Annotated in this window: 23 protein-coding genes and 1 pseudogene; 10 read left to right on the forward strand and 14 right to left on the reverse strand. The window is 61.8% G+C overall.

The window, feature by feature from the left end:
- Positions 1–119 precede the first annotated feature (119 nt).
- A complete protein-coding gene (locus BN1117_RS05255) occupies positions 120–896 on the forward strand; it encodes a substrate-binding periplasmic protein (protein ID WP_040095445.1) in 777 nt (258 codons plus the stop codon).
- 5 nt (positions 897–901) lie between these two features.
- On the opposite strand, the gene BN1117_RS05260 is transcribed toward BN1117_RS05255, so the two are convergent.
- Positions 902–1,726, reverse strand: coding sequence for a helix-turn-helix transcriptional regulator (locus BN1117_RS05260; protein ID WP_040095447.1), 825 nt, complete (start codon positions 1,724–1,726; stop codon positions 902–904).
- A gap of 147 nt (positions 1,727–1,873) precedes the next feature.
- Here BN1117_RS05260 and tyrS point away from each other — a divergent pair, with 147 nt between their 5' ends.
- The 3 genes from tyrS to BN1117_RS05275 all read left to right on the forward strand — a co-directional run bounded on the left by tyrS (position 1,874) and on the right by BN1117_RS05275 (position 4,975).
- Positions 1,874–3,139 carry a tyrosine--tRNA ligase gene (tyrS, locus tag BN1117_RS05265; RefSeq protein ID WP_040095448.1) on the forward strand — a complete coding sequence of 422 codons (1,266 nt, stop codon included), beginning with the start codon at positions 1,874–1,876 and terminating at the stop codon, positions 3,137–3,139.
- A gap of 178 nt (positions 3,140–3,317) precedes the next feature.
- Positions 3,318–4,229 carry a lipase family alpha/beta hydrolase gene (locus tag BN1117_RS05270; RefSeq protein WP_040095450.1) on the forward strand — a complete coding sequence of 304 codons (912 nt, stop codon included), beginning with the start codon at positions 3,318–3,320 and terminating at the stop codon, positions 4,227–4,229.
- Positions 4,226–4,975, forward strand: coding sequence for a lipase secretion chaperone (locus tag BN1117_RS05275; RefSeq protein WP_040095452.1), 750 nt, complete (start codon positions 4,226–4,228; stop codon positions 4,973–4,975). The genes BN1117_RS05270 and BN1117_RS05275 overlap by 4 nt, the downstream gene beginning before the upstream one ends.
- Before the next feature lie 36 nt (positions 4,976–5,011).
- Here BN1117_RS05275 and BN1117_RS05280 read toward each other — a convergent pair whose 3' ends face one another.
- The 4 genes from BN1117_RS05280 to sgrR all read right to left on the reverse strand — a co-directional run bounded on the left by BN1117_RS05280 (position 5,012) and on the right by sgrR (position 10,412).
- Positions 5,012–5,713, reverse strand: a complete 702-nt coding sequence (locus BN1117_RS05280; protein WP_040095476.1) for a hypothetical protein — start codon at positions 5,711–5,713, stop codon at positions 5,012–5,014.
- A gap of 44 nt (positions 5,714–5,757) precedes the next feature.
- On the reverse strand, positions 5,758–6,153 hold the full coding sequence (locus BN1117_RS05285; protein WP_040095454.1) for an acyl-CoA thioesterase: 396 nt from the start codon (positions 6,151–6,153) through the stop codon (positions 5,758–5,760).
- Positions 6,154–6,417: 264 nt separating this feature from the next.
- Positions 6,418–8,595, reverse strand: coding sequence for a catalase/peroxidase HPI (katG, locus tag BN1117_RS05290; protein ID WP_040095455.1), 2,178 nt, complete (start codon positions 8,593–8,595; stop codon positions 6,418–6,420).
- A 128-nt stretch (positions 8,596–8,723) separates the two neighbouring features.
- On the reverse strand, positions 8,724–10,412 hold the full coding sequence (gene sgrR, locus BN1117_RS05295; RefSeq protein WP_040095457.1) for an HTH-type transcriptional regulator SgrR: 1,689 nt from the start codon (positions 10,410–10,412) through the stop codon (positions 8,724–8,726).
- Positions 10,413–10,512: 100 nt separating this feature from the next.
- Here sgrR and BN1117_RS19365 point away from each other — a divergent pair, with 100 nt between their 5' ends.
- Complete coding sequence (locus BN1117_RS19365; RefSeq protein ID WP_156129887.1) at positions 10,513–10,689, forward strand: hypothetical protein; 177 nt, start codon at positions 10,513–10,515, stop codon at positions 10,687–10,689.
- 97 nt (positions 10,690–10,786) lie between these two features.
- Positions 10,787–12,055 (forward strand): O-acetylhomoserine aminocarboxypropyltransferase/cysteine synthase family protein, encoded by a 1,269-nt coding sequence (locus BN1117_RS05300; RefSeq protein WP_040095458.1) that lies wholly within the window; start codon positions 10,787–10,789, stop codon positions 12,053–12,055.
- Positions 12,056–12,134: 79 nt separating this feature from the next.
- Here the strand turns inward: BN1117_RS05300 and BN1117_RS05305 are convergent.
- Positions 12,135–13,030: pseudogene (locus tag BN1117_RS05305) on the reverse strand (DMT family transporter).
- Between the two features lie 72 nt (positions 13,031–13,102).
- Positions 13,103–13,543, reverse strand: a complete 441-nt coding sequence (locus BN1117_RS05310; protein ID WP_040095460.1) for a DUF2214 family protein — start codon at positions 13,541–13,543, stop codon at positions 13,103–13,105.
- 83 nt (positions 13,544–13,626) lie between these two features.
- Between BN1117_RS05310 and BN1117_RS05315 the strand changes: the two genes are divergently transcribed.
- Positions 13,627–15,255: a diguanylate cyclase gene (locus BN1117_RS05315; RefSeq protein WP_052441427.1), complete on the forward strand. Its 1,629-nt coding sequence runs from the start codon at positions 13,627–13,629 to the stop codon at positions 15,253–15,255.
- Positions 15,256–15,341: 86 nt separating this feature from the next.
- Here BN1117_RS05315 and BN1117_RS05320 read toward each other — a convergent pair whose 3' ends face one another.
- From BN1117_RS05320 to BN1117_RS05345, 6 genes are read right to left on the reverse strand one after another with little or no spacing between them, the layout of a single operon-like run.
- Positions 15,342–15,995, reverse strand: a complete 654-nt coding sequence (locus tag BN1117_RS05320) for an HAD family hydrolase (RefSeq protein WP_040095462.1) — start codon at positions 15,993–15,995, stop codon at positions 15,342–15,344.
- Positions 15,996–16,034: 39 nt separating this feature from the next.
- Positions 16,035–17,042 (reverse strand): ABC transporter ATP-binding protein, encoded by a 1,008-nt coding sequence (locus tag BN1117_RS05325; RefSeq protein ID WP_040095464.1) that lies wholly within the window; start codon positions 17,040–17,042, stop codon positions 16,035–16,037.
- Between the two features lie 6 nt (positions 17,043–17,048).
- Positions 17,049–17,825: an ABC transporter permease gene (locus tag BN1117_RS05330; RefSeq protein ID WP_005355251.1), complete on the reverse strand. Its 777-nt coding sequence runs from the start codon at positions 17,823–17,825 to the stop codon at positions 17,049–17,051.
- Positions 17,818–18,717: an ABC transporter permease gene (locus tag BN1117_RS05335; RefSeq protein WP_040095465.1), complete on the reverse strand. Its 900-nt coding sequence runs from the start codon at positions 18,715–18,717 to the stop codon at positions 17,818–17,820. The genes BN1117_RS05330 and BN1117_RS05335 overlap by 8 nt, the downstream gene beginning before the upstream one ends.
- A complete protein-coding gene (locus BN1117_RS05340; RefSeq protein ID WP_040095479.1) occupies positions 18,717–19,550 on the reverse strand; it encodes an alkaline phosphatase family protein in 834 nt (277 codons plus the stop codon). Before BN1117_RS05340 ends, BN1117_RS05335 begins: the two co-directional genes overlap by 1 nt.
- A gap of 10 nt (positions 19,551–19,560) precedes the next feature.
- Entirely contained in the window at positions 19,561–20,607 is a 1,047-nt protein-coding gene (locus BN1117_RS05345; RefSeq protein WP_040095467.1) for an ABC transporter substrate-binding protein, read from the reverse strand.
- 197 nt (positions 20,608–20,804) lie between these two features.
- On the opposite strand from BN1117_RS05345, the gene BN1117_RS05350 reads away from it, so the two are divergent.
- Positions 20,805–21,617: a UTRA domain-containing protein gene (locus tag BN1117_RS05350; RefSeq protein WP_040095469.1), complete on the forward strand. Its 813-nt coding sequence runs from the start codon at positions 20,805–20,807 to the stop codon at positions 21,615–21,617.
- Between the two features lie 40 nt (positions 21,618–21,657).
- Here the strand turns inward: BN1117_RS05350 and BN1117_RS05355 are convergent, their stop codons facing one another.
- A complete protein-coding gene (locus BN1117_RS05355) occupies positions 21,658–22,422 on the reverse strand; it encodes a helix-turn-helix domain-containing protein (RefSeq protein WP_040095471.1) in 765 nt (254 codons plus the stop codon).
- A 787-nt stretch (positions 22,423–23,209) separates the two neighbouring features.
- On the opposite strand from BN1117_RS05355, the gene glnK reads away from it, so the two are divergent.
- Together glnK and BN1117_RS05365 are read left to right on the forward strand one after the other, a co-directional pair.
- Positions 23,210–23,548, forward strand: a complete 339-nt coding sequence (glnK, locus tag BN1117_RS05360) for a P-II family nitrogen regulator (RefSeq protein ID WP_040095472.1) — start codon at positions 23,210–23,212, stop codon at positions 23,546–23,548.
- 25 nt (positions 23,549–23,573) lie between these two features.
- Positions 23,574–24,812, forward strand: coding sequence for an ammonium transporter (locus BN1117_RS05365; protein WP_040095474.1), 1,239 nt, complete (start codon positions 23,574–23,576; stop codon positions 24,810–24,812).
- The last annotated feature ends 201 nt before the right edge of the window (positions 24,813–25,013 follow it).

Raw genomic sequence — 25,013 nt, forward strand, 5'->3', positions numbered from 1 at the left:
GTTCTTCAGCAATCTGAGGCCGCCGCTAGGCGGTCTGTTTTTTATTCCACTCCCGGATTATGACCTTATGACAAAGGCCACATAGACTGTTAGGTAACTACCCGCACAAGGAGTGCACCATGCGTTGCCTGCTCTCTGCTTTCGCCTTACTCACGTTGCTTGTTGCGCTTCCAGCTCCCGCCTTTATCTACTATTCGGAGCAAAACATGCCGCTCAATGGCCAGGATAAAAATGGTCAGCCGGTCGGACTGGCGGTCGAGTTGCTGCGCCTGATGTGGCTCGAGCTGGGGGAACCTGAGCAACCAATCCATTTCTTACCATGGGCTCGCGGGTGGTATCTGCTGACCCAACAACCCGAAGCCATGCTCTTTACCACTGCGCGCACCAAAGCGCGAGACCCCCACTTTCTCTGGGTCTGCCCCATCAGCCACTCGCGAGTGTCGCTGATCGGCCGCAAGCAGGATGCCCCCAAAGTGGCTAGCACAGCGGATCTCGCCAAGCTGAAGATCGGCGTGATGCAGGCGGATGTGGGGGAGCAGCTGCTGCTCAATCGCGGGATCAGCCCGGGCAATATGATGGCGGTGGAGCGCATGGAGCAGGTGGTGCGCCAGCTCATCATGGCGCGCACCGATCTGGTGGCGGGCAACGAGGTTATGTTGCGCCATCAGGCCAAGGCGCTGGGTTTCCCCAGCGAGGATTTTGTCACCGTTGCGATTCTGGCAGAGCAGGACAACTGCTTTGCCTTTAACCCGAGAGCGGACAAAAAGCAGGTTGCCAGACTGCAACAGGCACTGGACAAGGTGCGCCTCAGCAGTGAATACCGGCAGCTGATGGATCGCTACCAACTGCTCAGTATTCTGCCCAAAGAGCAGGAGCCCTTGCTGCGCATCGAGTAAATCGCTCAGGCCCCTGACTCAACATCGGTCGACACAGGGGTCGTGATCAAATGATTGAGAAAAAACCGAAACAATTCGGCCCGCGAATGGAGCCGCAACTTGCCATAGAGGTGCTTGCGGTGATTCTTCACCGTGCCGCTGCCAATCCCGAGCTGTGCGGCAATGGCCTCGGTATCGAGCCCCTGTAACAGTAGTCCCGCCACCTCTCGTTCCCGACGAGTCAACCGATCCCCTCCTACGCTGGCGATGGCCTGCGCTACGGCCACCCTGACTTCAGCGCTGCCTGGCTGTAACGGACTCTGCGCCAGCAGCACTTCCTGCCGCCAGTGCTGACGACAAAGCGAATGTACCAGCGGGAACAGCTGCTCCAGCCTCGCCAGCTCGTCACGGCTGAGGGTACTGCGCTTGTCCAGACGCCCCAGAAACAGCATCAAGGTCAGTCCGTCCCGCACCGGCAGGATCAACCCCACCTCCTCCTGCCAGCCGGTGGCCTGATAGAAGTGGTGGCGATATTCGGGATCGAGCCGCCCTTGGGAGACCTGCGCCAGGGTCCAGACGCCGGCAGGCAAGCCCAGCTCCAGCGCCTGCATAAAGGGGTCCTGACTGAAGTGGCTGGTGAGGTAGCGATCAAACAGCAGAGCCCGCTGATGATTGAGGTTGTCGTAGAGGTAGATGGGCCGCTGCCCCCCCCCCAGCAGCAGGGCGCAATCAAACGCCACCTGCTGCTGGATCAATCGCACCAGCGCCGCTGCAAAGGCGCTGCTGTGCAGGGCATCGACCACTTCGGTCATGCTGCGGGTCAACGCCTCTGTGGCGAGTGCTTGGTTCATGATGGGCGGGTTTCCGGTAGCAGGGAGCAACGTCTCACAAGAAGGGAATGCTAGCACAAGAGTGGCAAAACTGTCCCTCAGGGGACATGTCCGCCCCCAGCCAGAACGGCGAGGATGTGGGCTTTTCCCCCTGCTGTTGGAGTACCCATGATCAACCCCCACCTGCTCGATGAGCTGACCGAGCGCGGCCTGGTGGCCCAGAATTCCGATCCCGCGGCCCTGGCCGATCATCTTGCCACCCCGCGTACCGTCTACTGCGGCTTCGATCCTACCGCCGGCAGCCTGCATATTGGACATCTGGTGCCGCTCTTGATGCTGCGCCGCTTCCAGCTGGCGGGCCACACCCCGGTGGCGCTGGTGGGCGGGGCGACCGGCCTTATCGGCGATCCCAGCTTCAAGGCGACCGAGCGCAGCCTAAACAGTGCCGACACGGTACAGGGTTGGGTCGCCAGCCTGTCTGCCCAAATCAGGGCACTGCTGCCCGCCGATGAGGGCCTGTCGGCCCCGCGACTGGTCAACAATGGTGACTGGATGGGGCAGATGTCCGCCCTCGACTTTCTGCGGGATATCGGCAAGCACTTCTCGGTCAATGCCATGCTGGCGCGAGAGTCCGTCCGCCAGCGGCTGGCCCGCCCGGATCAGGGCATATCGTTCACCGAGTTTTCCTACACCCTGCTGCAATCCTACGACTTTGCGGTGCTCAACCAGCGGCTCGGTTGCACCCTGCAGATTGGCGGCAACGATCAGTGGGGCAATATCACCAGCGGCATGGATCTCACCCGCCGCCTCCATCAGGCGCAGGTGCACGGCATGACCCTGCCCCTTATCACCAAGGCAGACGGCACCAAGTTCGGCAAGACCGAGGGGGGCGCGGTCTGGCTCGATCCGGCGCTCACCTCCCCTTACGCCTTCTACCAGTTCTGGCTCGGCACCGCGGATGAGGATGTCTACCGCTTCCTGCGCTACTACAGCTTTATGTCGCTGAGCGAGATTGATGCGCTGGAAGCGGAAGACGCGAAGCGGCAGGGGCGCAAGCAGGCCCAGCAGGTGTTGGCGAACGAGCTGACCGAACTGGTGCACGGCAAGGCAGCGCTGACGGCGGTGCAGCGCATCAGCGAGCTGCTGTTTAGCGGCGATGTGGCCCGTCTCGGCGAGAGCGATCTGGCCCAGCTGGCGCAGGATGGCATGCCGAGCAGCACCGTCAGCGGTGAGACCGATCTGGTCAGCCTGCTGGTCAGTTGCGGTCTGGCTAGCTCCAGGCGCATCGCCCGCGAACTGCTGGCGGCGGGGGCCATCAGCCTCAATGGTGTGCTCAAGCAGGATGAACAGCTGAGTGCCGATGATCGGCTGTTTGACCGCTACCTGCTGCTGCGCCGGGGCAAGAAGCAGTATCAACTGGTGGAGTGGCAATAAGGCCGCAAGGTGGGAGGATCAACCTCCCCCTTCACGCCGTGCCCCAGTGCAATCTCCTTTGAATCCTGAGTTGCGATCCCTCTCACACCCAGTTTTTCAATCAGCCTCCATACTGGCAGCGGCGAACATGGAGTACGCCACACAATCTGTTCCTCATGAATCAACAAGGATGCTGATGATGAAAAGATGGCTTCTGGTGCTGCTCTGCACCCTGCCCATGCTGGCGCACGCCAGCGGATATACCCAGACCCGCCACCCCATAGTGCTGGTGCACGGCCTGTTCGGCTTCGACCAGCTGCTCGGGGTCGATTACTTCTACGGCATTCCCCAGGCCCTGAGCCGGGATGGTGCCAAAGTCTACGTGGCCCAGGTGTCGGCCACCGCCAGTTCGGAGCAACGGGGGGAGCAGTTGCTCGCCCAGATTGAACTGCTGCTGGCAGCCACCGGCGCCGAAAAGGTCAACCTGATCGGCCACTCCCACGGCAGCCCTACCATCCGCTATGTCGCCTCGGTCGCCCCCGCTCTGGTCGCCTCCGCCACCAGCGTCGGCGGGGTCAACTACGGCTCCGAGATTGCCGATCTGGTGCGGGCCAATGCGGCCCCCGGCAGCGCCGCCGAGCAGCTGGCCGCCGCGGCTGCCCACGCTCTCTCCGGGGTGATTTCACTGCTCTCGGGCGGGAGCCAGCTGCCGCAAGATCCGGTCGCAGCCCTCGATGCGCTCACTAGCAAGGGAGCCAACCAGTTCAACCTGCGCTACCCGGAGGGGTTGCCCAGCCGCTATTGCGGTGAGGGGCCGATGCGGGCCAGCAATGGCGTCTACTACTTCTCCTGGAGCGGACGCAGCAACCTGACCAATCTGCTGGATCCGGTAGATCCTGCACTAGTGCTGACCGGTGCCTTTTTCAAAGAGCCCAATGATGGACTGGTCGGGGTTTGCAGCAGCCACCTCGGCAAGGTGATCGGCACGCATTACCGGATGAACCATCTCGATGAAGTGAACCAGTCATTCGGCATCCATCACCTGTTCGAAACCGATCCGGTCACTCTCTATCGCCAGCACGCCAACCGTCTTAAGGGGCTGGGGCTATGAAGATAGTCACCCTGCTCGCCGTGCCCTGCGCCATCACTCTGCTGCTTGGCGGGGTGCTGCTCTGGCCCAGCGAACCAACGGCAGGCTCATCCCCCGCTCAAGCCAGCCAGCATGCCCAGAGCCACCCGCACGATCCCGAGCAGGAGGCCGCCGATGCCCTGCAGGCGCGCTATCGCACCTTTGTCTCCGCCCAGAGCAGCCTGACGGTACCCACCGAGATCACCCTCGCCAACCTGCAGATCTTGTTCGACGAGAGGGAGCAATTGCGCCAACAAAGTTTCACCCCGGCCGAGCAGGGGCAACTGTTTGCCGAGGATCGACTGATGGAGCAGTTGACCCTGCGCCGCAAAGCCGTGGCAGAAGCGCGAGACAGCGACAAGTCGCAGCTGACCAGCGAGCTGGATCTCTGGCTGGCGGAGCAGCCGAGCTGGTTTCAGGAGGCCGAGGCCAATAGCCGCCTGCTGGGTAAGCTACAAGATCTGGCATTGGTGGAACCGGCCAAACGGGATGCCTTGCTGCTGGAGACGGGAGGACCGGAAGCGGTGGATCGGATGCGCCAGCTGGAGCAGAACCGGCAGGAATTCGACGCACAGCTCAGCGGCTTTCTGGCCGAGCTCAGGCAACTGCCGAACGAGGCCCGGGCAACACAGCAGCCCGATCTGCTGGCGCGCTGGTTCGAGCCCGGACAGTGGCGCCGGGTTGAGGCGCTCACCCGGCTCAAGCTGGGGGAGCCACAAGCCGAATAAGAAGGGGGCCCGCGATGGGCCCCCTTGCTGCTGCGCTTATTGCGGCTTGTTGCCACCCGGCAGCGGCTGCCAGGTGAGGCGGGTCACCTGAGTGCCCTGCACCTCACACTTGAGGTTCAGCTCCTGCCACCCCTTCTCCTGACGCAAGGAGACCTCTCCCTCGATCCCCTGCTTGCCAATCTTCAGCTTCTCCTGCTCGAAGATCACCTTGTCGCCGTGGGCGAGATCCATCAGTTTGCCGTTGCAGAGCCAGTGAGCGAGATCCGCCCCCTTCAGCTTGACGCCCCCCTTGGCCGCCTTCCGTTCGGCCGCGCTCACCACAAACAACTTGCTCAGCTCGGCGGCCCGCTTGGTGAGCCACGCCTGACGCTGCTGCATGCTCATCTTGCTGACGAACTCGGCGGGCTGCCCCTTCTCGTCCAGCCATTGGGTCAGCTTGCCGCTGTCGTCAAAGGCAAACTGGGCGGCGGGCTCTTTGACCCCGAACAGCTTGCCGCCCTTGAAGTAGTAGCGACTCTCCCCTTCCAGCTTGCCCAGCTCGTTCATGATGGGCACGGCGATGATAACAGGGGCACCATCGATCCAGGCCTTGATATCGACGCCGTCATGGCTGAATTGACGGGTATCGAGGGCGCTCGCGGCCCCCTTATCCATCAGAGAGAACTGCTCGGCGAGAGAAGCGGCCAGAGAAGGGAGGGAGCAGAATCCCAGGGTCAGCGCGATCGCTGTGTTGCGCATTGAGTTGTACATAACACTCCTGTGATGGGCCATCCGGCCCGTGGTTAACTCTCTGTCAGCCAGGCCCGCAACCCTTCCCGGTGAGCATCGCTCAGGGGCAGGGATTGGCGGGCTCGGTAGTCAAAGTGGATCAGGGTGGTTTCGGCGGTGACGGCCAGTTCGCCGCCCTGCCAGGCCTCCTGCCAGACCGTGAATGAGCTGGTACCGATGCGGCGCACGCCGGTCTTGATGGTGACCGGCTGGCCGTAGAACAGCTCCCGTTTGAACTGCACTGTGTAGCCCGCGATGATCAGATGCCAGTTATGCACATCCAGCTCAGGGGAGAAGATCCGAAACAGGGGATCCCGCGCCGATTCGAACCAGACCGCCGGCACCGTATTGTTGATATGGCCGAGGGCATCCGTCTCTTGAAAGCGGGGTTGGATCTGCATTTCCAGCATGAGTTGACTCCTTGTCTCTTTGTTTCTGTCCTTGTCCGTTCATGGGACATCAGTGGCCAATGGGTGGCCGCCGGGCATCACCAGCGGATCAGCATGTTACATGATACAGCTGGCCCAAGCACAGGGATGCCAGCGCCCCAGCGATACCGGCCAACGGGTGTCACAGCGCGGCGGATTGTAGGGCTGCACAGAAAAGCGGGCAGTAAAAAGCCCCGCACACCTTGGCTGTGCGGGGCTGGTGCAGATAACCAAACGGCTTGGGGACTAGCCGAGCAGATCGAAGCGATCCGCATTCATCACCTTGTTCCAGGCGGTGATGAAGTCACAGACAAACTTCTCCTTGTTGTCATCCTGGGCATAGACCTCGGCATAGGCGCGCAGCACCGAGTTGGAGCCGAACACCAGATCCACCCGGGTGGCCGTCCACTTCAGCGCGCCGCTGCGGCGATCGCGGATCTCGTAGAGATTGCTCGCTTTCGGCAGCCACTGGTAGCCCATGTCGGTCAGGTTGACGAAGAAGTCGTTGCTGAGCACCCCGACCCGGTCGGTAAAGACCCCGTGCCCGGTACCGCCGTGGTTGGTGCCAAGCACCCGCATCCCGCCCACCAGCGCCGTCATCTCGCAGGCGGTGAGCCCCATCAGCTGGGCGCGATCCAGCAGCAGCTCCTCCGCCGTCACCACATAGTCCTGCTTCAGCCAGTTGCGGAAGCCATCGGCCAGCGGCTCCAGCACCTCGAACGAGGCCACATCGGTCTGGGCCTGAGTGGCATCCCCCCGGCCCGGTGCGAACGGCACGCTCACCGTCACTCCGGCGGCCTGGGCAGCCTGCTCGATGGCGAGGTTGCCCCCCAGCACGATGAGATCCGCGACGCTGACGCCACACTCGGCCGCCAGCTTGTCATAGACCGCCAGTACCTTTGCTAACTTCGCCGGTTCGTTGCCCGGCCAATCCTTCTGCGGCGCCAGCCGGATGCGGGCGCCGTTGGCACCGCCCCGCTTGTCGGAGCCACGGAAAGTACGGGCACTGTCCCAGGCGGTACTCACCCGCTCGCTGATGGAGAGGCCGCTGGCGGCAATCCTGGCTTTGACCGCCGCCACGTCATAATCGGCACGTCCGGCAGGCACCGGATCCTGCCAGATCAGATCTTCTGTCGGCACATAGGGGCCGACATAGCGGCTCTTCGGCCCCATATCCCTGTGGGTCAGCTTGAACCAGGCGCGGGCAAAGGCGTCGGAGAAGGCCGCCGGATCATCGCGGAAACGCTCGGCAATCTTGCGATACTCGGGGTCGAATTTGAGTGCCATGTCGGCATCCGTCATCATGGGTTTGCAGCGGATCGACGGATCCTCCACATCCACCGGCATATCCTCTTCGGCGATATTGATCGGTTCCCACTGATGGGCCCCCGCCGGTGATTTTTGCAACCACCAGTCGTACTTGAACAGCAGCTCGAAGTAGCCGTTGTCCCATTGGGTCGGGTGGGTGGTCCAGGCCCCCTCGATGCCGCTGGTCACAGTGTTGCGGCCGATGCCGCGGCTGTGGTGATTGATCCAGCCGAGCCCCTGCTCCTCGAGGCTGGCCCCTTCCGGCTCGGGGCCAAGCTGTTTGGCATCGCCGTTGCCGTGAGCCTTGCCGACGGTGTGGCCACCGGCGGTCAGTGCCACTGTCTCTTCATCATCCATCGCCATGCGGGCGAAGGTGACTCGCATATCTTGCGCGGTTTTCAGGGGATCGGGCTGGCCATCCACCCCTTCCGGGTTGACGTAGATAAGCCCCATCATCACCGCCGCCAGCGGGTTTTCCAGATCCCGCTCGCCGGAGTAACGACCACCCGGCTTGCCGCTGGGCGCCAGCCACTCTTTTTCCGAGCCCCAGTAGATATCCTTCTCCGGATGCCAGATATCCTCGCGGCCAAAGGCGAAGCCGAAGGTCTTGAGCCCCATGGACTCATAAGCCACGGTGCCCGCCAGAATGATCAAATCGGCCCAGCTGATCTTGTTGCCGTACTTCTTCTTGATGGGCCACAGCAGGCGGCGGGCCTTGTCGAGGTTGGCGTTATCCGGCCAGGAGTTGAGCGGGGCGAAACGCTGGTTGCCGCTGCCGCCACCGCCGCGGCCATCGGCGATGCGATAAGTCCCGGCCGAGTGCCAGGCCATGCGGATCATCAGGCCGCCGTAGTGGCCCCAGTCGGCGGGCCACCACTCCTGACTGTCGGTCATCAGGGCGGTCACATCCTGCTTGAGGGCCGCCATATCGAGCCCCTTCAAGGCTTCCCGATAGTTGAAGCCGGCCCCCAGCGGATTGGTCTTGGTATCGTGTTGATGAAGAATGTCGAGGTTGAGGCTCTTCGGCCACCACGCCATTCTGGACGTCTCGACGGAGGTGGTTCCCCCGTGCATGACCGGGCATTTTCCTGCGGAACTGTCTGAATTATTGCTCATCGTTTTCCTCATTTGCTCTGCTGTCCATAACCTGAAACAGCATGGCACATGCCCATGACGCTATCTGTGATCCCCCTGCGTTTTTGGCGGCTTTGAGTGTTTTGACAACAAGGCTGCCCAGTGCTTGCCTAGCGGCTGGCCAGCTCGGGCCGCAGCCAGGCGCTGCGAAAATCGAACCAGCCGAGGGCGGTCATCCGCACCCCGTGCACGCCGACCCGGCTCTCCAGCTCCAGCCAGTGGTGAAACAGCGGTACAAACCAGCTCTGCTGCTGCACAGTTGCCAGCAGGGCGCGGGGGCCTGGCTCGGCACCGCTGGCCCGCCACTGCATCAACCCTTGCCACAGCTCATGCTGACTGCCCCACACCTTGCGCAGCAAGGGGGTGCCCTGCAACCAGGCGTAGGAAGCAAAGGGGCCGGCATGTTCGAGGTTGAGGGTGCCGAGCCAGAGATCCACATCCTCATCCTCGCCACTCACCCAGCGGCCGTACTCGAGGGTGCGTACCTCGAGCCGGATCCCCTGTTCGGCCAGCAGGCTGCTCATGGCGTTGGCGCACTCGTTGAACTCCAGATGCTGGTTGAAGCAGGCGAGCGCCAAGGTCGTCGGCAACTGCGCCGGTGTGGGCAAGGGCGCGGGCAGCGCTTCGCGCCAGTGGGGCAGCAGACCGAGGGCGCTGGTCCAGCCCCGTTGCAACTCGGGGGCGACCCGCCCCATCAGGGCGACCGGATTGAGCAACTGGCCGAGCCACTGGCGCAGGGCGGGATCCTGCAAGGATCCGGAGCGATCGTCCTGCAGCAGGAAGTAGCAGCCCGACTCCAACTCCGACTCGCCGCGCATGGTGCCGAGCTCAGGGCGGTCACGGCCAAGTTGCAGATGGGTCTCCAGCCGCTCCGCCAGCTCCGGCAGCATCCAGATGTCGATCTCGTCGAGCAGGGCGCGCAGGCCGAAGTAGTCGTCGAAGGCAGTCAGACATAGGTGCAGGGGATCGTTGGCGGCGACCCGATAGGGGCCGGTGCCGACCGGTTGCAGGGCAAAGCCTGGCTCCCCCTTGAGCTCCCGCGGCAAGATGGTTGCCACCGGCTCCGCAAGCAGGTGGGGCAGCCAGGGATCCGGGCTGTCGAGATAGAGATCCAGGGTGCGCGGCCAGGGGCTCTCCAGCCTTGCCAGATGGGCGAATAGCGGGCGATCCCGCAGGGCCAGCAGGCTCTCCATCACATCTTCCACCCCCAGCTCGCGGCCGTGGTGAAAACGCACCGCCGGCCTCAAATAGAAGCGCCAGTGACAGGGGCCCAGACACTCCCAGTGGTGGGCGAGATCCCCTTCGATTTCCCCATTTTCCTCATTTCGCCGGGTCAGGCCGTTGAAGATCTGGCGGCTCAGGTGAATTTCGGAGCGGCGCATCGGGCCGGTGGGCAGCAACTGCGGCAGCGGCCGGTAGTAGGGAACCCGCAGGATCTGGCGCCCTTCCCGGGTGGCCTGACCGAGCTGTTCGATCAGCAGCGGGGTGAGCAGATCGAGGCGATCCTCGGCCAGCCGCACCGCCTGCGCCAGCTGGCCCTGACTGAGCAGATCCCGCAAGCGGCGCCGGATCAGGCTCTCCTGACTGTCGAGCAGGGTGAGCCGGGAGCGCCGCCCCCGCCCCGCTTCCGCCGACCAGCTGAGCCAGCCCTGATCCTGCATCCGCCGCAGCAGCAGGCGGGCGTTGCGCGGGGTGCAGCAGAGCAGGTCTGCTACCTCGGCGAGGCTGATCTCCCGCTCGTCGCTGCCAAGCAGCTGGGCGAGTCGTTGAAATTGCTGATAGAGGCGACCGGTCGGCATAAAAGAGGAAATCCTGTTGCTGTAAGTCATCAGTTTTTACTTCCGCATTTTAGCTCAATACTGCTGGCGAACGTGAGAACCACAGCAGAGGAGCACCATCATGAGCCACGCCAACCCCCTCAAACCGAACCGGATCCAGCAGACCTTGCGCCGTTACTTCAAGCGGATCCTGCCGCGCCCGCTGGCGCTCATCGAGGATCCCATGCAGCAGCTCAACCGCCTGATGCAGTGGGATATGCACCAGATCGATGACAAGGAGTACCGTCGCCGACTCTGATAGATGCCACAGATCTGCCTGTTTACATCGGCCATCAGCCTGATAGATTGGACGTCTATCCATCCGTATTATGATGACATCCAACAAGGAGTGTGTGATGAAAGATGCGACCCTGGCCCTGCACCACGGCTTTGCCAACGACCCCACCACCAAGGCGGTCGCCGTGCCCATCTACCAGACGGTGGCCTACGAGTTCGAGAGCGCCCAGCACGGGGCGGACCTGTTCAATCTGGCGGTGCCCGGCAACATCTACACCCGCATCATGAACCCCACCAACGATGTGCTGGAGCAGCGGATGGCCGCGCTGGAAGGGGGGATCGCTGGCCTGGTGGTCTCGGCAGGTTCCGCCGCCATCACCTACGCCATTCAGGCGCTGACCGCCGCCGGTGACAACATCGTCTCCACCCCTCAACTCTATGGCGGCACCTACACCTTGTTTGCCCACATGCTGCCAAGCTTCGGGGTCGAGGTGCGCTTCGCCAAGGATGACAGCGCCGAGGCCATTGCAGCCCTGATCGACGACAAGACCAAGGCGGTCTACTGCGAGAGCATCGGCAATCCGGCGGGCAATATCGTCGATCTGGCCGCCTTCGCCAAGGTGGCCCACGCCCGTGGCGTGCCGCTTATCGTCGACAACACGGTCGCCACCCCGGTCTTGTGCAAACCCATCGAACACGGTGCCGACATCGTGGTGCACAGCCTGACCAAATATGTCGGCGGCCACGGCAACTCGCTGGGTGGCGTCATCGTCGACTCGGGCAAGTTCCCCTGGGCGGATCACGCCGAGCGCTTCCCACAGCTGACCAAACCCGAACCCTCCTACCACGGGGTGGTCTATACCGAGGCCTTTGGCCCGGCCGCCTTTATCGGTCGGGTGCGTACCGTGCCCCTGCGCAATACCGGCGCGGCGCTGGCGCCGATGAACGCCTTCCTGCTGCTGCAGGGGCTGGAGACCCTGAGCCTGCGGATGGAGCGCCACGTGGATAACGCTCTGCGGGTTGCCCACCACCTCAAACAGCACCCCAAAGTGGCCTGGGTCAGCTACGCCGGCTTGCCGGATCATCCCCACTATCCGCTGGCGGAGAAGTACATGGCCGGTCGCCCCTCGGCCATCCTCTCGTTCGGACTGAAGGATGGCTACGAGGCGGGCGTGCGCTTCTACGATGCGCTCAAGATCTTCAAACGGCTGGTCAACATCGGCGATGCCAAATCGCTGGCCTGCCACCCGGCCTCCACCACCCATCGCCAGCTGAGCGAGGAGGAGCAAGCCAAGGCAGGAGTCAAACCGGAGATGATCCGGCTGTCGGTGGGGATCGAGGCGATTGAGGACATTCTGGCGGATCTGGATCAGGCGCTGGAGGCCTGATCACCGCTCGTCCACACAGAGGGCCCCGCACTGCGGGGCCCTCTTGCATCCGGATCGTTCAAACTAGCCAAGACCCTGTTCAGAGGCTATCTGCCGGTGCCTTGTCCCGACGCGACTTCCACCACCAGCGCAGCCGGATTTGAGAGATAAGCATCCCCGCCAACATCAGGGCACAACCGGCGATGGCACGCTCGTCCAGGATCTCACCCAGCAATAACACTCCGCCGACCGCGGCAAATACCGTCTCCAGACTGAGGATAATGGCGGCATGGGCCGGATGGGCACCCCGCTGCCCCAGCACCTGCAGGGTATAACCCACCCCGACCGACACCAGCCCGGCATAGAGCAGCGCCTGCCAACCGGCCACGGCGCCGCTAACAGTCGGGGTTTCGATAACAAAGGCAGTGGCGAGGCTGAGCAGGCCACAAACTGCACCTCGGCGAGCTTGATGGGAGCAACCCGGTTGGAGTAGTGATCCACCAGCAGCAGGTGGATCGCCCAGAACAGCGCCCCTATCACCTGCAACAGATCACCGTAGCCGATGGTGAACTCGTCGGTGACGCTCAGCACATAGAGACCGACCAGCGCGATAACGGCACCAAACCAGGTATTGCTCCCTGTCTTGTGGCGCAGCAGCAGACCAAGCAGGGGTACCAGAATGATGTAGAGCCCGGTAATGAAACCGGCCTTGGCGGCGGTGGTATAGAGCAGCCCCACCTGCTGCAGGGAGGCGGCACAGAACAGCACCAGCCCGGCCAGCACACCACCGATCAGCAGTTGGCGCTGGTCGCCCGTGGCAGCCATTGGTTGTCGGGATTTGAGCCACCAGAGCAGCGGCAGCAGGGAGAGGGCGCCGAGCAGAAAGCGCAGCCCATTGAAGGTATAGGGCCCCATGTGATCCATCCCGAGGCGCTGGGCGACAAAGCCCATACCCCAGATGGTGGCGGCCATCAGCAACATCAGATTGGAGCGCATGGCGATTCTTCCTTAAATCGGCGCGTGACGGGTTATCCGATCCAAGATACCCGCCTCTCTACCCCCTTGTCTTTAGCGCGACAGCTGTTTTGTCAACACGACAAGCAGGGCAATCAGTAGCAGATTGCCCCGCAGGATCCAGATCACCCAAACGTGCTGCTGGCTGGAGATCATCGGCGCCTTGCCCAGCCGCAGGGCGCGGCGCCAGCGATAGAAGAGACGACTGGGATAGTCCAGAGTGCCAACCATCAGCAGAAACAGCCCTACTTTGATCCCGTGAGCCGGATGGGCAAAGAGCTCTGCCACCGGGCTGGCATGCTCGAGGGCCAATAAACAACCGCTGGCAAAAATGGAGAAGAGTGCCAGCGCCGCCACCCCATCTGCCAGCAGCAGGCGGCGCACCCGCAGCATGTTCAGGCCGCGATGAAAGATCAGATATTCAACACCGAGGGCAAGGCTCAGCACCACCATGCTGCTGTAATGCGCCATGAAGAGCAGAGTGTGGTTCAGCATGGTAACAATCTCATGTTCTGCCTTTAGACGAGCCGGGTGTCATCATATATGCTGGAGTCACTCGAGCCGAAAAGGATGTGGTCATGCCTCCCAGCCCCCCGCGAAAAACCTGGTCCCTGATCGCCAGAATGCGCCTGGGTTTAGTCTTGCTGTTCATTCCCGTACTACTGCTGGGCTCCGTCTACTACCTGCATATGGAACGCACCCTGCGCCACGAGCAGCAACAGAACCTGATTGCTCGCAACACCCAGTTTTTCCACACCCTGCTTGAGCCCTATCTCGAAAACCTGGAACGTCAGTTTACGCTTATTTATCAGCAGGTAAATTATCAGGATTTCAACGGCCCAACGATCCGCAACGGGGAATACTATCTGCAAGCCTGGCGCGCCTACCACAAGGTGATGAGTCTCGATTACGTCTATGTGGGCACCGAACAACGCCAGATGCTGATCCACCCCTCCTGGCAGGCCGACGAGCAGTTTGATCCCCGCAACCGCCCCTGGTATCTGCTGGCCGCCAGCCATCCCGGACAGATTGTCTGGACCGATCCTTATTACGACTACACCTTGGGCACTCTCACCATGGCGCTGGCCAGGGTGATTGAAGATCCTGACGGCAAGCGGGTCGGCGTACTATCGCTGGATACCCAGCTCACCCCCCTCGCCAGCTGGCTCAACAACAAGCATGATGAGACTCACCCCCTGGGGGCTGGCTATCAGATCCTGCTCAACCATGACGGACTGGTGCTGGCCCATTCGGATCGCGAGCGGGTATTCAAACCCCTCGCTCACCCCGACTGGCTGGCCCGGATGCAACAGCCGCAGGGCTTTTTCCTCGATGATGCCAGCGGCCTGATGGTCTCCTACTACCGCATCCCCGAGCAGCGCTGGATCCTGCTCAGCGTCGAGCCGACTGCCAGCATGCAACAGGTGATCGACAGCGTCTCCATCAACGTGCAGCTGATGATTGCCGTCGCCTGCACTCTCTATCTGCTGCTGGCCCTGCTCTGGTCCCGTTACTTCCGCCGGATGCTGGGGGAGATCACCCAGCTGATCCGCGCCAGCCGCTCCGGCGGTATCGCCTACAACGGCAGCCGCATGCTGGAGCTGGCTAAGGTCTATGAAGAGATGGATGCCGCCAGCCAGGACTTTGCCCAGATCCGCCAGCAAGCCCATCAGGACAAGCTCACCGGCCTCTACAATCGCCGTTTCTTCGACGAGTGCCTGCAGCAGCAGCTCAACAGTGGCGCCCCCTTCGGGGTGGCGATGTTCGATCTGGATAACTTCAAGCAGGTCAACGACACCTTCGGCCACCAGACAGGTGATGTGGTACTCAGGCGGGTGAGCAAGCTGGGCATGAATCTGTTCCACGAGTGGGGCTGGTTCTGCCGCTACGGCGGCGAAGAGCTGGTGCTGATCTTCCGACTGGAGATGCCGATGCACGAGATGGCCTCCCTGCTGGAGACGTTTCGGCTGGCAGTCGAAAAACTGGAATGGCGTGAGCCCGGCCTCACCGTCACCATCAGCGGCGGGGTAGCCTTCAGTTACTCAGGACTCTCGGCCAAGGCGCTGGTGGAGCTGGCTGACAGCGGAGTTTACCAAGCCAAGCGGGAGGGCAAAAACCGCATCTGCTTCCCCCAGAGCCGTGTCAGCGACCTGATGAACGAAGACCCCCCTCCTCACCTCGATCAGACTCGACGGCATGCCCATTAAGTGGAAGTGTGATGCCAGCGGAACACCAAAACCAAGAGAGAGGCAATCGCCTCTCTCTTTGCTTTATCCCGTTTTCCCGCGATAACTCAGCGCTGCCACTCCCACACCGGCCAGCCCAGCTCCTCGGCCTGCTGGCGCAGAGTGGGGGCCGGATTGACCCCGTGGGGATGGCTCACCGCCCGCAACATGGGCAGATCGTTATGGGAGTCGCTGTAGCCAAAGCTCCCCTGCCAAAGGTGATCGCGCCCGGCAAACAGCTGGTTGATGCGGGCCACCTTGCCTTCGCGAAAACTGAGGGTGCCGCGGGTCTGGCCGGTCAGCATCCCCTCCTCCTCATCGAGCAGGATAGCGACACAGTGATCCATCCCCAGCATCTTCGCCATGGGGGCCACCAGATGCTCGCCGGAGGCGGAGATAAGTACCAGCTCGTCGCCCCGCTCCCGATGCCATTCGATACGCGCCAACCCCTCGGGGTAGAGGCGCTCGCGCAGCACCTGCTCGGCAAAGCGGGTAGAGAGTGAATCGAGCCACTGGCGCGTCTTGCCCGCCAGCGGTTGCAGGGTGAAAGCCATGTACTGGTGCATGTCCATCTTGCCCTGATGATAGAGGGACATCATGGCCTGCTCCTCAGCGATCATGCTGGCGGGGGCCAGCTCCTCGGCCACCATGTACGCCAGCCAGAGGCTGGCAGAATCCCCGGCAATCAGGGTTTCATCCAGATCAAACAGTGCCAGTGCCATGAGCTCTCCTTGCGATAACAACGAAAATGATACGAGGCGTCATGCTACCTCACAGAGTTGATCCCGGGCCACCACCAGGGTCACGACGCTGCCGGTGGCCAGCAGATCGCCAGCCGAACGGTTGAGGCTATCCACCGTCAACAGCCCCGCCTCGCACTCCACCTGATAGCGGATCACGTTACCGAGCAGCTGTTGCTGGCGAATGATGCCGGGCAGGCTGGGCTCGCTGCTGGTTGCCCCGGCTGGCAACAGGGTGATGGACTCTGGCCGCAGCGCCAGCTTGCCCTGAAAACGGGGGCCGAACAGCGACTTGCCCTGCTCGGCGCCAAGCAGGTTGTAGTTGCCGATAAAGCCCGCCACAAACTCGCTGGCGGGACGGGTATAGATCTCCTCCGGCGTGCCGCTCTGGACGATGGATCCCTTGTTCATCAGAAAGATCCGGTCCGACATGGTGAGCGCCTCCTCCTGATCGTGGGTCACGAAGATGGTAGTGAGCTCGAGGCGTTGCTGGATCTCGCGGATCTGCTGGCGCAGGCTGCGGCGGATGCGGGCATCGAGCGCCGAGAGCGGCTCGTCCAGCAGCAGGATCCGTGGCTGCACCACCAGCGCCCGGGCCAGCGCCACTCGCTGACGCTGGCCGCCGGAGAGCTCGGCCGGATAGCGGCGCTCGAAACCGATCAGCTCCACCAGCTCAAGCGCCTCCTGCACGCTGGCGGCCAGCTCCCGCCCCGGCTGGGGTTTCATCTTGAGGCCGAAGGCAACGTTGTCCCACACCGTCATGTTGGGGAACAGCGCATAACTCTGGAACACCATGCCGATGCCCCGCTTCTGGGGTGCCTGCCAGGTGATATCTTCACCGGCCACCCACACCTGACCGCCATCCACCGGAGTGAGCCCGGCCAGCGCCCGCAGCAGGGTGGACTTGCCACAGCCGGAGGGGCCGAGCAGGGTCACCAGCTCCCCCTTGCGAATGCCGAATTCGATCCCCTCGAACACAGGGGTATCACCGTAGGATTTGTGCAACTGATTGACTTCTAAATGAAACATCTTGGATCACCGATGAAATCTGTTGGCCGCCCAGGTGAGCAGCAGGGTCAGCAGGAAGTAGCTCATCACCAGCGCACTGGTGAAGTGGCCAGAAGTGGCGCGCATGTTGTAGAGGTAGACCTGCAGGGTCTCGTAACGGGTGCCCACCAGCATATTGGCAAACACGAACTCGCCGAGCAGGAAGGAGAGGGAGAGAAACAGCGCCGCCAGCAGCCCCTTGCGCAGACAGGGGATCACCACCAGCAAGAAGGCGCGCCGACTACTCGCCCCCAGCAGGTGGGCGGCATCCATCAAATCCCTGAGCGGCACCCCTTGCAGGCTATTTGCCAGCGCCCGGTACATAAAGGGGAGCACCACGGTGAACCAGGTGCCAATCAGGATCCACGGCGTGCCGATAATGGGCAGGACACCATCGGCGTAGATCTGCAGCAGCCCCACTGACGAGACCACAGGTGGCACCGCGAAGGGGAGCAGGATCAACAGGTTCATCCAGGGATCCAGCTTTGGGAAGTAGTAGGCCACCACCAGTACGGTCGGCACCAGCACCAGGGTCCCCAGCAGCAGGGTGGCGAAGCAGACCAACAGGCTTCGACCAAACGCCGCCAGAAAGCGCGGGTCGCCCCACAGCTTGAGATACCAGTCGAGGGTGAAGCCATCCGGCAGCAGGGTCGCCCCCCAGCGGGTAGAGATGGAGTAGAGAAACGTGGCCAGCAGCGGCAGCAGCAGGGTGGCGACCAGCCCACCCAACACCCACTTGGGCCAGCGCGGCGTCAAATCATGCATGGGATTGCCCCTTGTTCACATAGCTCTTTTTCAGCAGCCACTGGTTGGCGGCCGTTACCACCCCCAGCAGCACCATCAGGATCACCGCCAGCGCCGCCGCCATATTGGGCTCGAGGAAGATATCGCCGGAGACCAGACTGGCCACCCGGATGGTCACCAGATTGAAGTTACCGGTGGTGAGGGCATAGGCAGAGGCATAGGCCCCCACCGCGTTGGCAAACAGGATGATCAGGGTGCCGAGCAGCGCAGGCGTCAGCACCGGCAGCGCCACATGCCACACATATTGGCGCTTGCTCGCCCCCAGCAGCGCGGCCGCTTGCGGCCACTCATCCTGCAGCGCATCGAACGCCGGATAGAGCAGCAGCAGGGCGAGCGGGATCTGGAAGTAGGTATAGATGAGGATGAGACCCGACCCCGAGTAGAGGTTGAAGCCGTCGATCAATCCCCAGGATTTGAGCAGCAGGGTGATGGCGCCATTGATGCCGAGAATGATGATAAAGGCAAAGGCCAGCGGCACCCCGCTGAAGTTGCCGGTCATGGTCACAAAGGCCAGCAGCACCCGTTTGACCCGCTCGCCGCTGTGGCGCAGCGCCGCCGCCCCGAGGGTGCCGATGGCCAGCCCCGCCAGACTACTGATACCGGCGATGCGCAAGGAGTTGGTGAAGGATTGCAGGTAGAAGGGAGAGCTCAAAATCTCGCGGTAATGGCCGAGTCCCCAGCCATCGGGGGTCTGAAAACTGCCCACCAGAACCCACACCATGGGGGCGAGTTGGAACAGGATCATCAAGAGCACAAACGGCAGCAGCACCAGTGCAGGCAGCCACTGGCGGCGTGTCTGGCGTTGGGTGGCCACGGGTTGATCCACCAGGATCTCGGTGGTGGCAGGCATCATCAGTGCACCTCGCGCAAAAAGGCTGCCTTGAGCAGCGGGGGAGCCACCGGCTTGTGGTGGGGAATGCCCAGCAGATCCGCCATCAGGGCGCAGAGCTGGGTCTGGACGATCACCACCCCATCCGGCCAGCGCTCGATAAAAGCCTCGCCAAACAGCCAGAGCGGTACCAGGCGCTCTTCGGGCAGGGTGCCGCCGTGGCTGAGATCATTGTTCATGCCGTGATCCGAGGTGATCACTACCTGATACCCCTCCACCAGCCACTGGGGCAGCAGATCGGCCAGCAGGCTGTCCATCCGGCGCGCCTGGTTGCGGTACTGGCGGGAATCGAGACCAAACTTGTGCCCCGCATCATCCACCCCCATCGGGTGGATCAGCAGAAAATCGGGATCGTACTGGCTGCGCAGCCACTCGCCATCCATCAGCAGATGGCTGTCGGGGTAGTGGTCATCCCAGTAGAAGCAGCCGTGCTGGATCGGCAACTGCTCGTCGTGGGTAAAGCGATCGCGGGCCGCCAGCCAGGGGCTCCTGTTGTAAAGCTCGCTCACCCAATGGTAGGCCGCCGCCGCGGTGCGTTTGCCTGCGGTGCGAGCCAGATGGAAGATGGATTCGTGTTGACTGAGGCGACTCACTCCGTTGTGAGTGATGCCGCTCGCCACCGGTGGCACGCCGGTCAGGATGCACTCGTAGAGAGGGCGAGAGAGGGATGGCAGGGCCGAGTCGAGGGTCGTGTAGAGGCCACGTCCGGCCTCCACCATACCACCGAGGTAGCCCATGGTGTGGGCTACCTCGGCTGCCAGGCCATCCACAAGTACCACTATTACCTTGTGTTGCACCGGATTCACCTTACTGCATGTGGATCATGACGTTCTCTTGCCACTGGCGCGGCAGGGCCTTGGAGCTCTGCTCCCAGGCGGCATGGTCGCTGACCGGTTTGGCATTGGCATACTGCTCGGCCGGTAGCAGCTTGGCCTTCACGTCATCCGGCAGGGTCACGTTGCTGCGGATGGGGCGGGCGTAACCACGAGCCAGGTTGATTTGACCGGCATCGGAGAGGATATATTCCCGCGCCAGCTTGGCGGCGTTGGGGTGCTTGGCCCACTTGTTGATGATGGTGGTGTAACCGGCGATGACGGAGCCGTCGCTCGGGATCACCACCTCAAACTTCTTGGGGTCGATCTTGTCGCGGTAGTTGAGGGCGTTGAAGTCCCACAGCACCCCCACTTCCACTTCACCCTTCTCGATATTGGCGATGGTGGGGTCGTTCAGGGAGAGACGACCCTGCTTGGCCAGCTGGCCGAACAGCTCCAGCGCAGGTTTCAGGTTCTTCTCGCTGCCGCCAGTGGCATAGGCCGCCGCCAGCACGCCGTTGTTGGCCTGAGAAGCGACGCCCACATCACCCAGGGTCACCTTGTAGTCACCACCCAACAGGGATTGCCAGCTGGTGGGGGCCGCCTTGACCAGATCCTTGTTGATCAGGAAAGCGATAGTGCCGGTATAGGCCAGCATCCAGTGACCGTCCGCATCCTTGGCCCAGTTGGGAATGTCGGCCCAGGTGGAGGGTTTATAGGGCTGGGTAACACCCTGTTTGACCGCCACCGGACCGAAGGCACCGCCCACGTCGCCGATATCGGCGGTGGCATTGGCCTTCTCGGCGGCGAACTTGGCGATCTCCTGCGCCGAGCTCATGTCGGTATCCTGATGCTTGATGCCGTAGATGCTGCCGAGCTGCTGCCAGGTATCCTTCCAGTTGGCCCAGCTGTCAGGCATGCCGACACTGAACAGCTGGCCCTCGCCGCGGGCAGCCTTTTCGAGATCCGCGATATTCTCGGCAGCATAGAGCGGCTGACTGATGGCCACCAGGGCCAGTGCACTTGCGATCACGCTTTTCATCATCCCATCCTTCTGGACTAGGTCAGTTAAGGTTCGAGAGGGATGCTAGAGGGGAAATATGACGGCGGTGGGGCACTTTGATGGCAATTTCATGACAATTACCCTGTCACGCAGCTGTCATCCACAGCGGTTACAACTCTGAACCCCAGTGAGACTGGACTATTCCAGCAAGGGCTAAGCCAGCCCGCACAGCCAGAATGAGCGACAGGGATATGAGCGTGATTGAACCGAGGTTGAACGAACGGGTGGCGGCAGATGGCCGCGCCTCCAAGTGCGAGCAGATTTGCCAGACCCTGCGCCGCTATATCGGCAGCGGCCAGCTGGCGGCCGGGCAGCAGTTGCCAGCCGAACGAGCCCTGAGCGAGCGTTTTGCTACCACCCGCATCACCATCAAGGAGGCGCTCTCCAGCCTCGAGGCAGATGGTCTTATCTATCGGGCCGAACGGCGCGGCTGGTTTGTGGCACCGCCCCGCCTCACCTACGATCCCGCCATCCACACCCACTTTCACCAGTGGATTGGCGAGCAGCAGCGCACCGCCGAAACCCGGGTACTGGCTCACGGCTGTGCGCTTGCCAGCAGCGAACTGTGTCACTGGATGGGGCTGGAACCCTTCACTCCACTTTATGAGATCCGCCGCCTGCGCCTTATCGACGCTCGCCCTGTGCTCCACGTCAGCCACCATCTGCTGGCGAACCGCTTTCCCGATATCGCCAGCGCGCCGCTGGCCAGCTCCCTTACCGAGCTCTACCGGCAGCGTTATGGTATAGCCCAAGGCTGGGCGAGTCTCGAGATCACCCCTTCGGCGGCGCGGGGAGAGATAGCCCGCGCCCTCAACCTGGCACAGGGCAGCGCTGTGCTGCGGCTGGTGCGGGTCAATTACGATGAAAAGGGGGCCCTGGTGGATTGCGATATCGAACACTGGCGCCCCGATGCCATCCGCATTTGTCTGGATACGCGGGCATTGCAGCCGCTCGCAGGCAAGCTGCAACAAACCCGGCTCGCCGATTAGGCTCCAGCCAAGATGGCGGATCCCGCAGGATCCGCCAGGATCAGTTGTCGATATTGGGGATCAGGTCGTCGAAACTCTGATAGCCACAGTCGGCCAGCTGCAGCGACATTGTGTAGGTCTTGGCGTGCTCCTGCTGGCCGATGGCAGGGCGGTTGAGCTTGATCTCCTGATGCCAGTACTCCTTCATTCGATCGATCAGCGCCATCGCCTCCCCTTCGTTGAGGTGCAACTGGCAGAGCGCCATATAGTTGTTCGACTTGTGCATATTCTCCACCAGATACTCCCCCAGCACCGACATCGCCTGGCGCGCCTGCTGACGGGCAAAACGGCTGTGCTGCTCGAAGCTGATCCGCTCACTGATGAGGAAGTGGTAGCTGTTGTCGATACCCAACTGCAAGATGCCGAGTTTCTCCAGCTTGCGCAGATAGAGGTAGCAGGAGGCATCGGTCAGACTGTACTCCCGCTTGAGATCGATCAGCGTCTTGTCACGCCAGAAGATATTGGCGAGAAAAGCATAAAGCCCCGGCTCGTTGTGAAACGCCTCGTCCTGCTCCTGAGTGAAGACGGCGCGGCGGCTCTGGGCATCCTGGGTTTTGTCCAGCAGCTCCTCGAACGAGAGCCCCACCAGATGGCAGATCTCCAGCAGGGTATCGAACGGCAGCGAGGGCTTGTTCATCATCCGCTTCACAGTCGCGATGGAGACACCCATCGCCTCAGCCAGGGTCTGATAGCGGATCCCCTTGTCAGTCAGGGTCTTCTTCAGGGTGTCGAGAATATTGTTGGCCAGGGTCTGGCTGTAGGTCATGCCACTCTTCCTTGTTATCGCACTTTCATTGCATGGTTATGCCGAGTCAGCTTCTGACCTGTTGTTACCTTCAGGGCTCAGATATTGACACCTAAAAAACACAGAGGAGAAAAAAACACCTATAACACCCATCAGGACAGACCAGTTAAGCAGCAAGGTCGCAAAATATGACACCTGACAGTGCATATCTTTCAACCTAAAAACATTTTACTAGTGCTGCATAGAACATCGCGCATAATCGAGAGCGTCGAATTCAAAACCCTTCCTGGTTGAGAAATCGATTGTTTGCTTCCAAATTTTTGCTTTTAAACCGCAAGGTTTTTTTTCTTTCCTGGCATTGGGCGGCGCTGATAGCAACGCCCTTTTCTTTTGCCCGCATCCGGCAATAAAAGCAACACCCGCTCCACCCCTCTATTGAATCGCGATTGCTACCCGATATCGGACAACAGACAGCCCCCGCCAATGGCAGATGCTTGCATCCCCGTTGCTGCACTCAGCAAAAATGATGGGTTGTCACGGCATTGTGTCAGTGCCCATGCAAAAGGGCCGCACACTATCTGCCAGCGGTCGCCACATTATGCGGCTCATGCAGCCCGCGTCACCTTTTCACCCAGAGCAAAAAATGCACCATTCTGGGGCGCTGGGTTGGCGCAGCCCTGCCCAAATTGGGTTGAGCTGGATGGCAATAGCGGGGAATTTAAAATAAGCCCTTGAATAAAAAGGGAAATAAATTGTGGCGCAATAATTGCCTTTATCTTGCTGAACCACCACGGATTGGGGAAAAGCCATGAAACTGATCACTGCCATCATCAAGCCATTCAAACTGGATGACGTTCGCGAAGCCATCGCCCACCTCGGGGTCGAGGGGCTGACAGTCTCCGAGGTCAAGGGATTCGGCCGCCAGAAGGGACATACCGAGCTCTATCGCGGTGCCGAGTACCAAGTGGATTTCCTGCCCAAGGTAAAGCTGGAGATCGCCACTCTGAGCGAGAATGTCGAGCAGATCATCGAAGCCATCTGCAAAGCCGCCTACACCGGCAAGATCGGTGACGGCAAAATTTTCGTCTATGACCTGCAGGCCGCGGTGCGCATTCGCACCGGCGAGACCGACGCAGAAGCCCTTTGATCCAACAGGAAGCGAGGAACACAACATGGAAGAGTTGCTCACATCGGTTTCAGAGCTGCGTTATGCACTCGATACCTTTTATCTGCTTATCTCGGGCGTACTGGTGATGTGGATGGCCGCCGGGTTCGCCATGCTGGAGGCGGGTCTGGTGCGCGCCAAAAACACCACCGAGATCCTGACCAAAAACATCCTGCTCTATGCCATCGCCTGCATTATGTTCCTGCTGGTCGGCTACAACATCATGTACGTCAACAACGGCGAAGGGGGCTGGCTGCCCAGCTTCGGCGGCCTGCTCGGCAGCCAGGCCGATGACGCCGGTCACTCCCTGCACTCCGACTTCTTCTTCCAGGTGGTGTTCGTCGCCACCGCCACCTCCATTGTCTCGGGCGCTGTGGCCGAGCGGATGAAACTCTGGTCCTTCCTGCTGTTCTGCGTGGTCATGACCGGCGTCATCTACCCGATGGAAGGCTACTGGACCTGGGGAGGCGGCTTCCTGAGCGAGGCGGGCTTCTCCGACTTCGCAGGCTCCGGCATCGTCCATATGGCGGGTGCCTCTGCCGCCCTGGCCGCCGTGCTGCTGCTCGGGGCCCGTCGCGGCAAATATGGCAAGCACGGCGAGATCTACCCGATCCCGGGCTCCAACCTGCCGCTGGCCACCCTGGGCACCCTGATCCTCTGGATGGGCTGGTTCGGCTTCAACGGCGGCTCCCAGCTGGCGCTCTCCAGCGCGGCTGACGCCACCGCCATCGGCACCGTGTTCGTCAACACCAACGCCGCCGCTGCCGCCGGCGTGGTGGGCGCCCTGCTGGTCACCAAACTCACCTGGGGCAAGGCCGACCTGACCATGGTACTGAACGGCGCCCTGGGTGGCTTGGTCGCCATCACCGCCGACCCGGCCTCTCCCAGCCCGCTGTTCGCCTCGCTGATCGGTGCGCTGGCCGGCGCCCTGGTGGTCTACGCCATCGTCACCCTGGACAAGCTGAAGATCGACGATCCAGTGGGCGCCATCTCGGTGCATGGGGTATGCGGCCTGTTCGGCCTGATGGTCGTGCCCCTCACCAACGAGAGCGCCACCTTCACAGCCCAGCTGCTGGGCGCAGCCGTCATCTTCGGCTGGGTCTTCGGTGCCTCCCTCATCGTCTGGAGCCTGCTCAAGGCCACTCTGGGGCTGCGCGTCAGCGAAGAGGAAGAGCTGATGGGCGTGGATGTCCACGAGTGCGGCATCGACGCCTACCCCGAGTTCGTCACCGTCAAATCCAGCTGATCAACCGAAGGGCATAATATCCGCCTCCAGCAGGGCCGCAGGGAAACCTCCGGCCCTGCGCTTTTTCGGCGGCGCACTGCGAAGCCCAACAGACGAGATACGCTCAGCCACAACCTACACAATCGGTGGGTTGGTGTTGAGCCTGCGAAGCCCAACATACTCGATTACCCAATTACGCGATCGTCCGATTACGCTTCGCTA

The organism is Aeromonas australiensis, from assembly GCF_000819725.1.
GTDB classification, from domain to species: Bacteria; Pseudomonadota; Gammaproteobacteria; order Enterobacterales; family Aeromonadaceae; genus Aeromonas; species Aeromonas australiensis.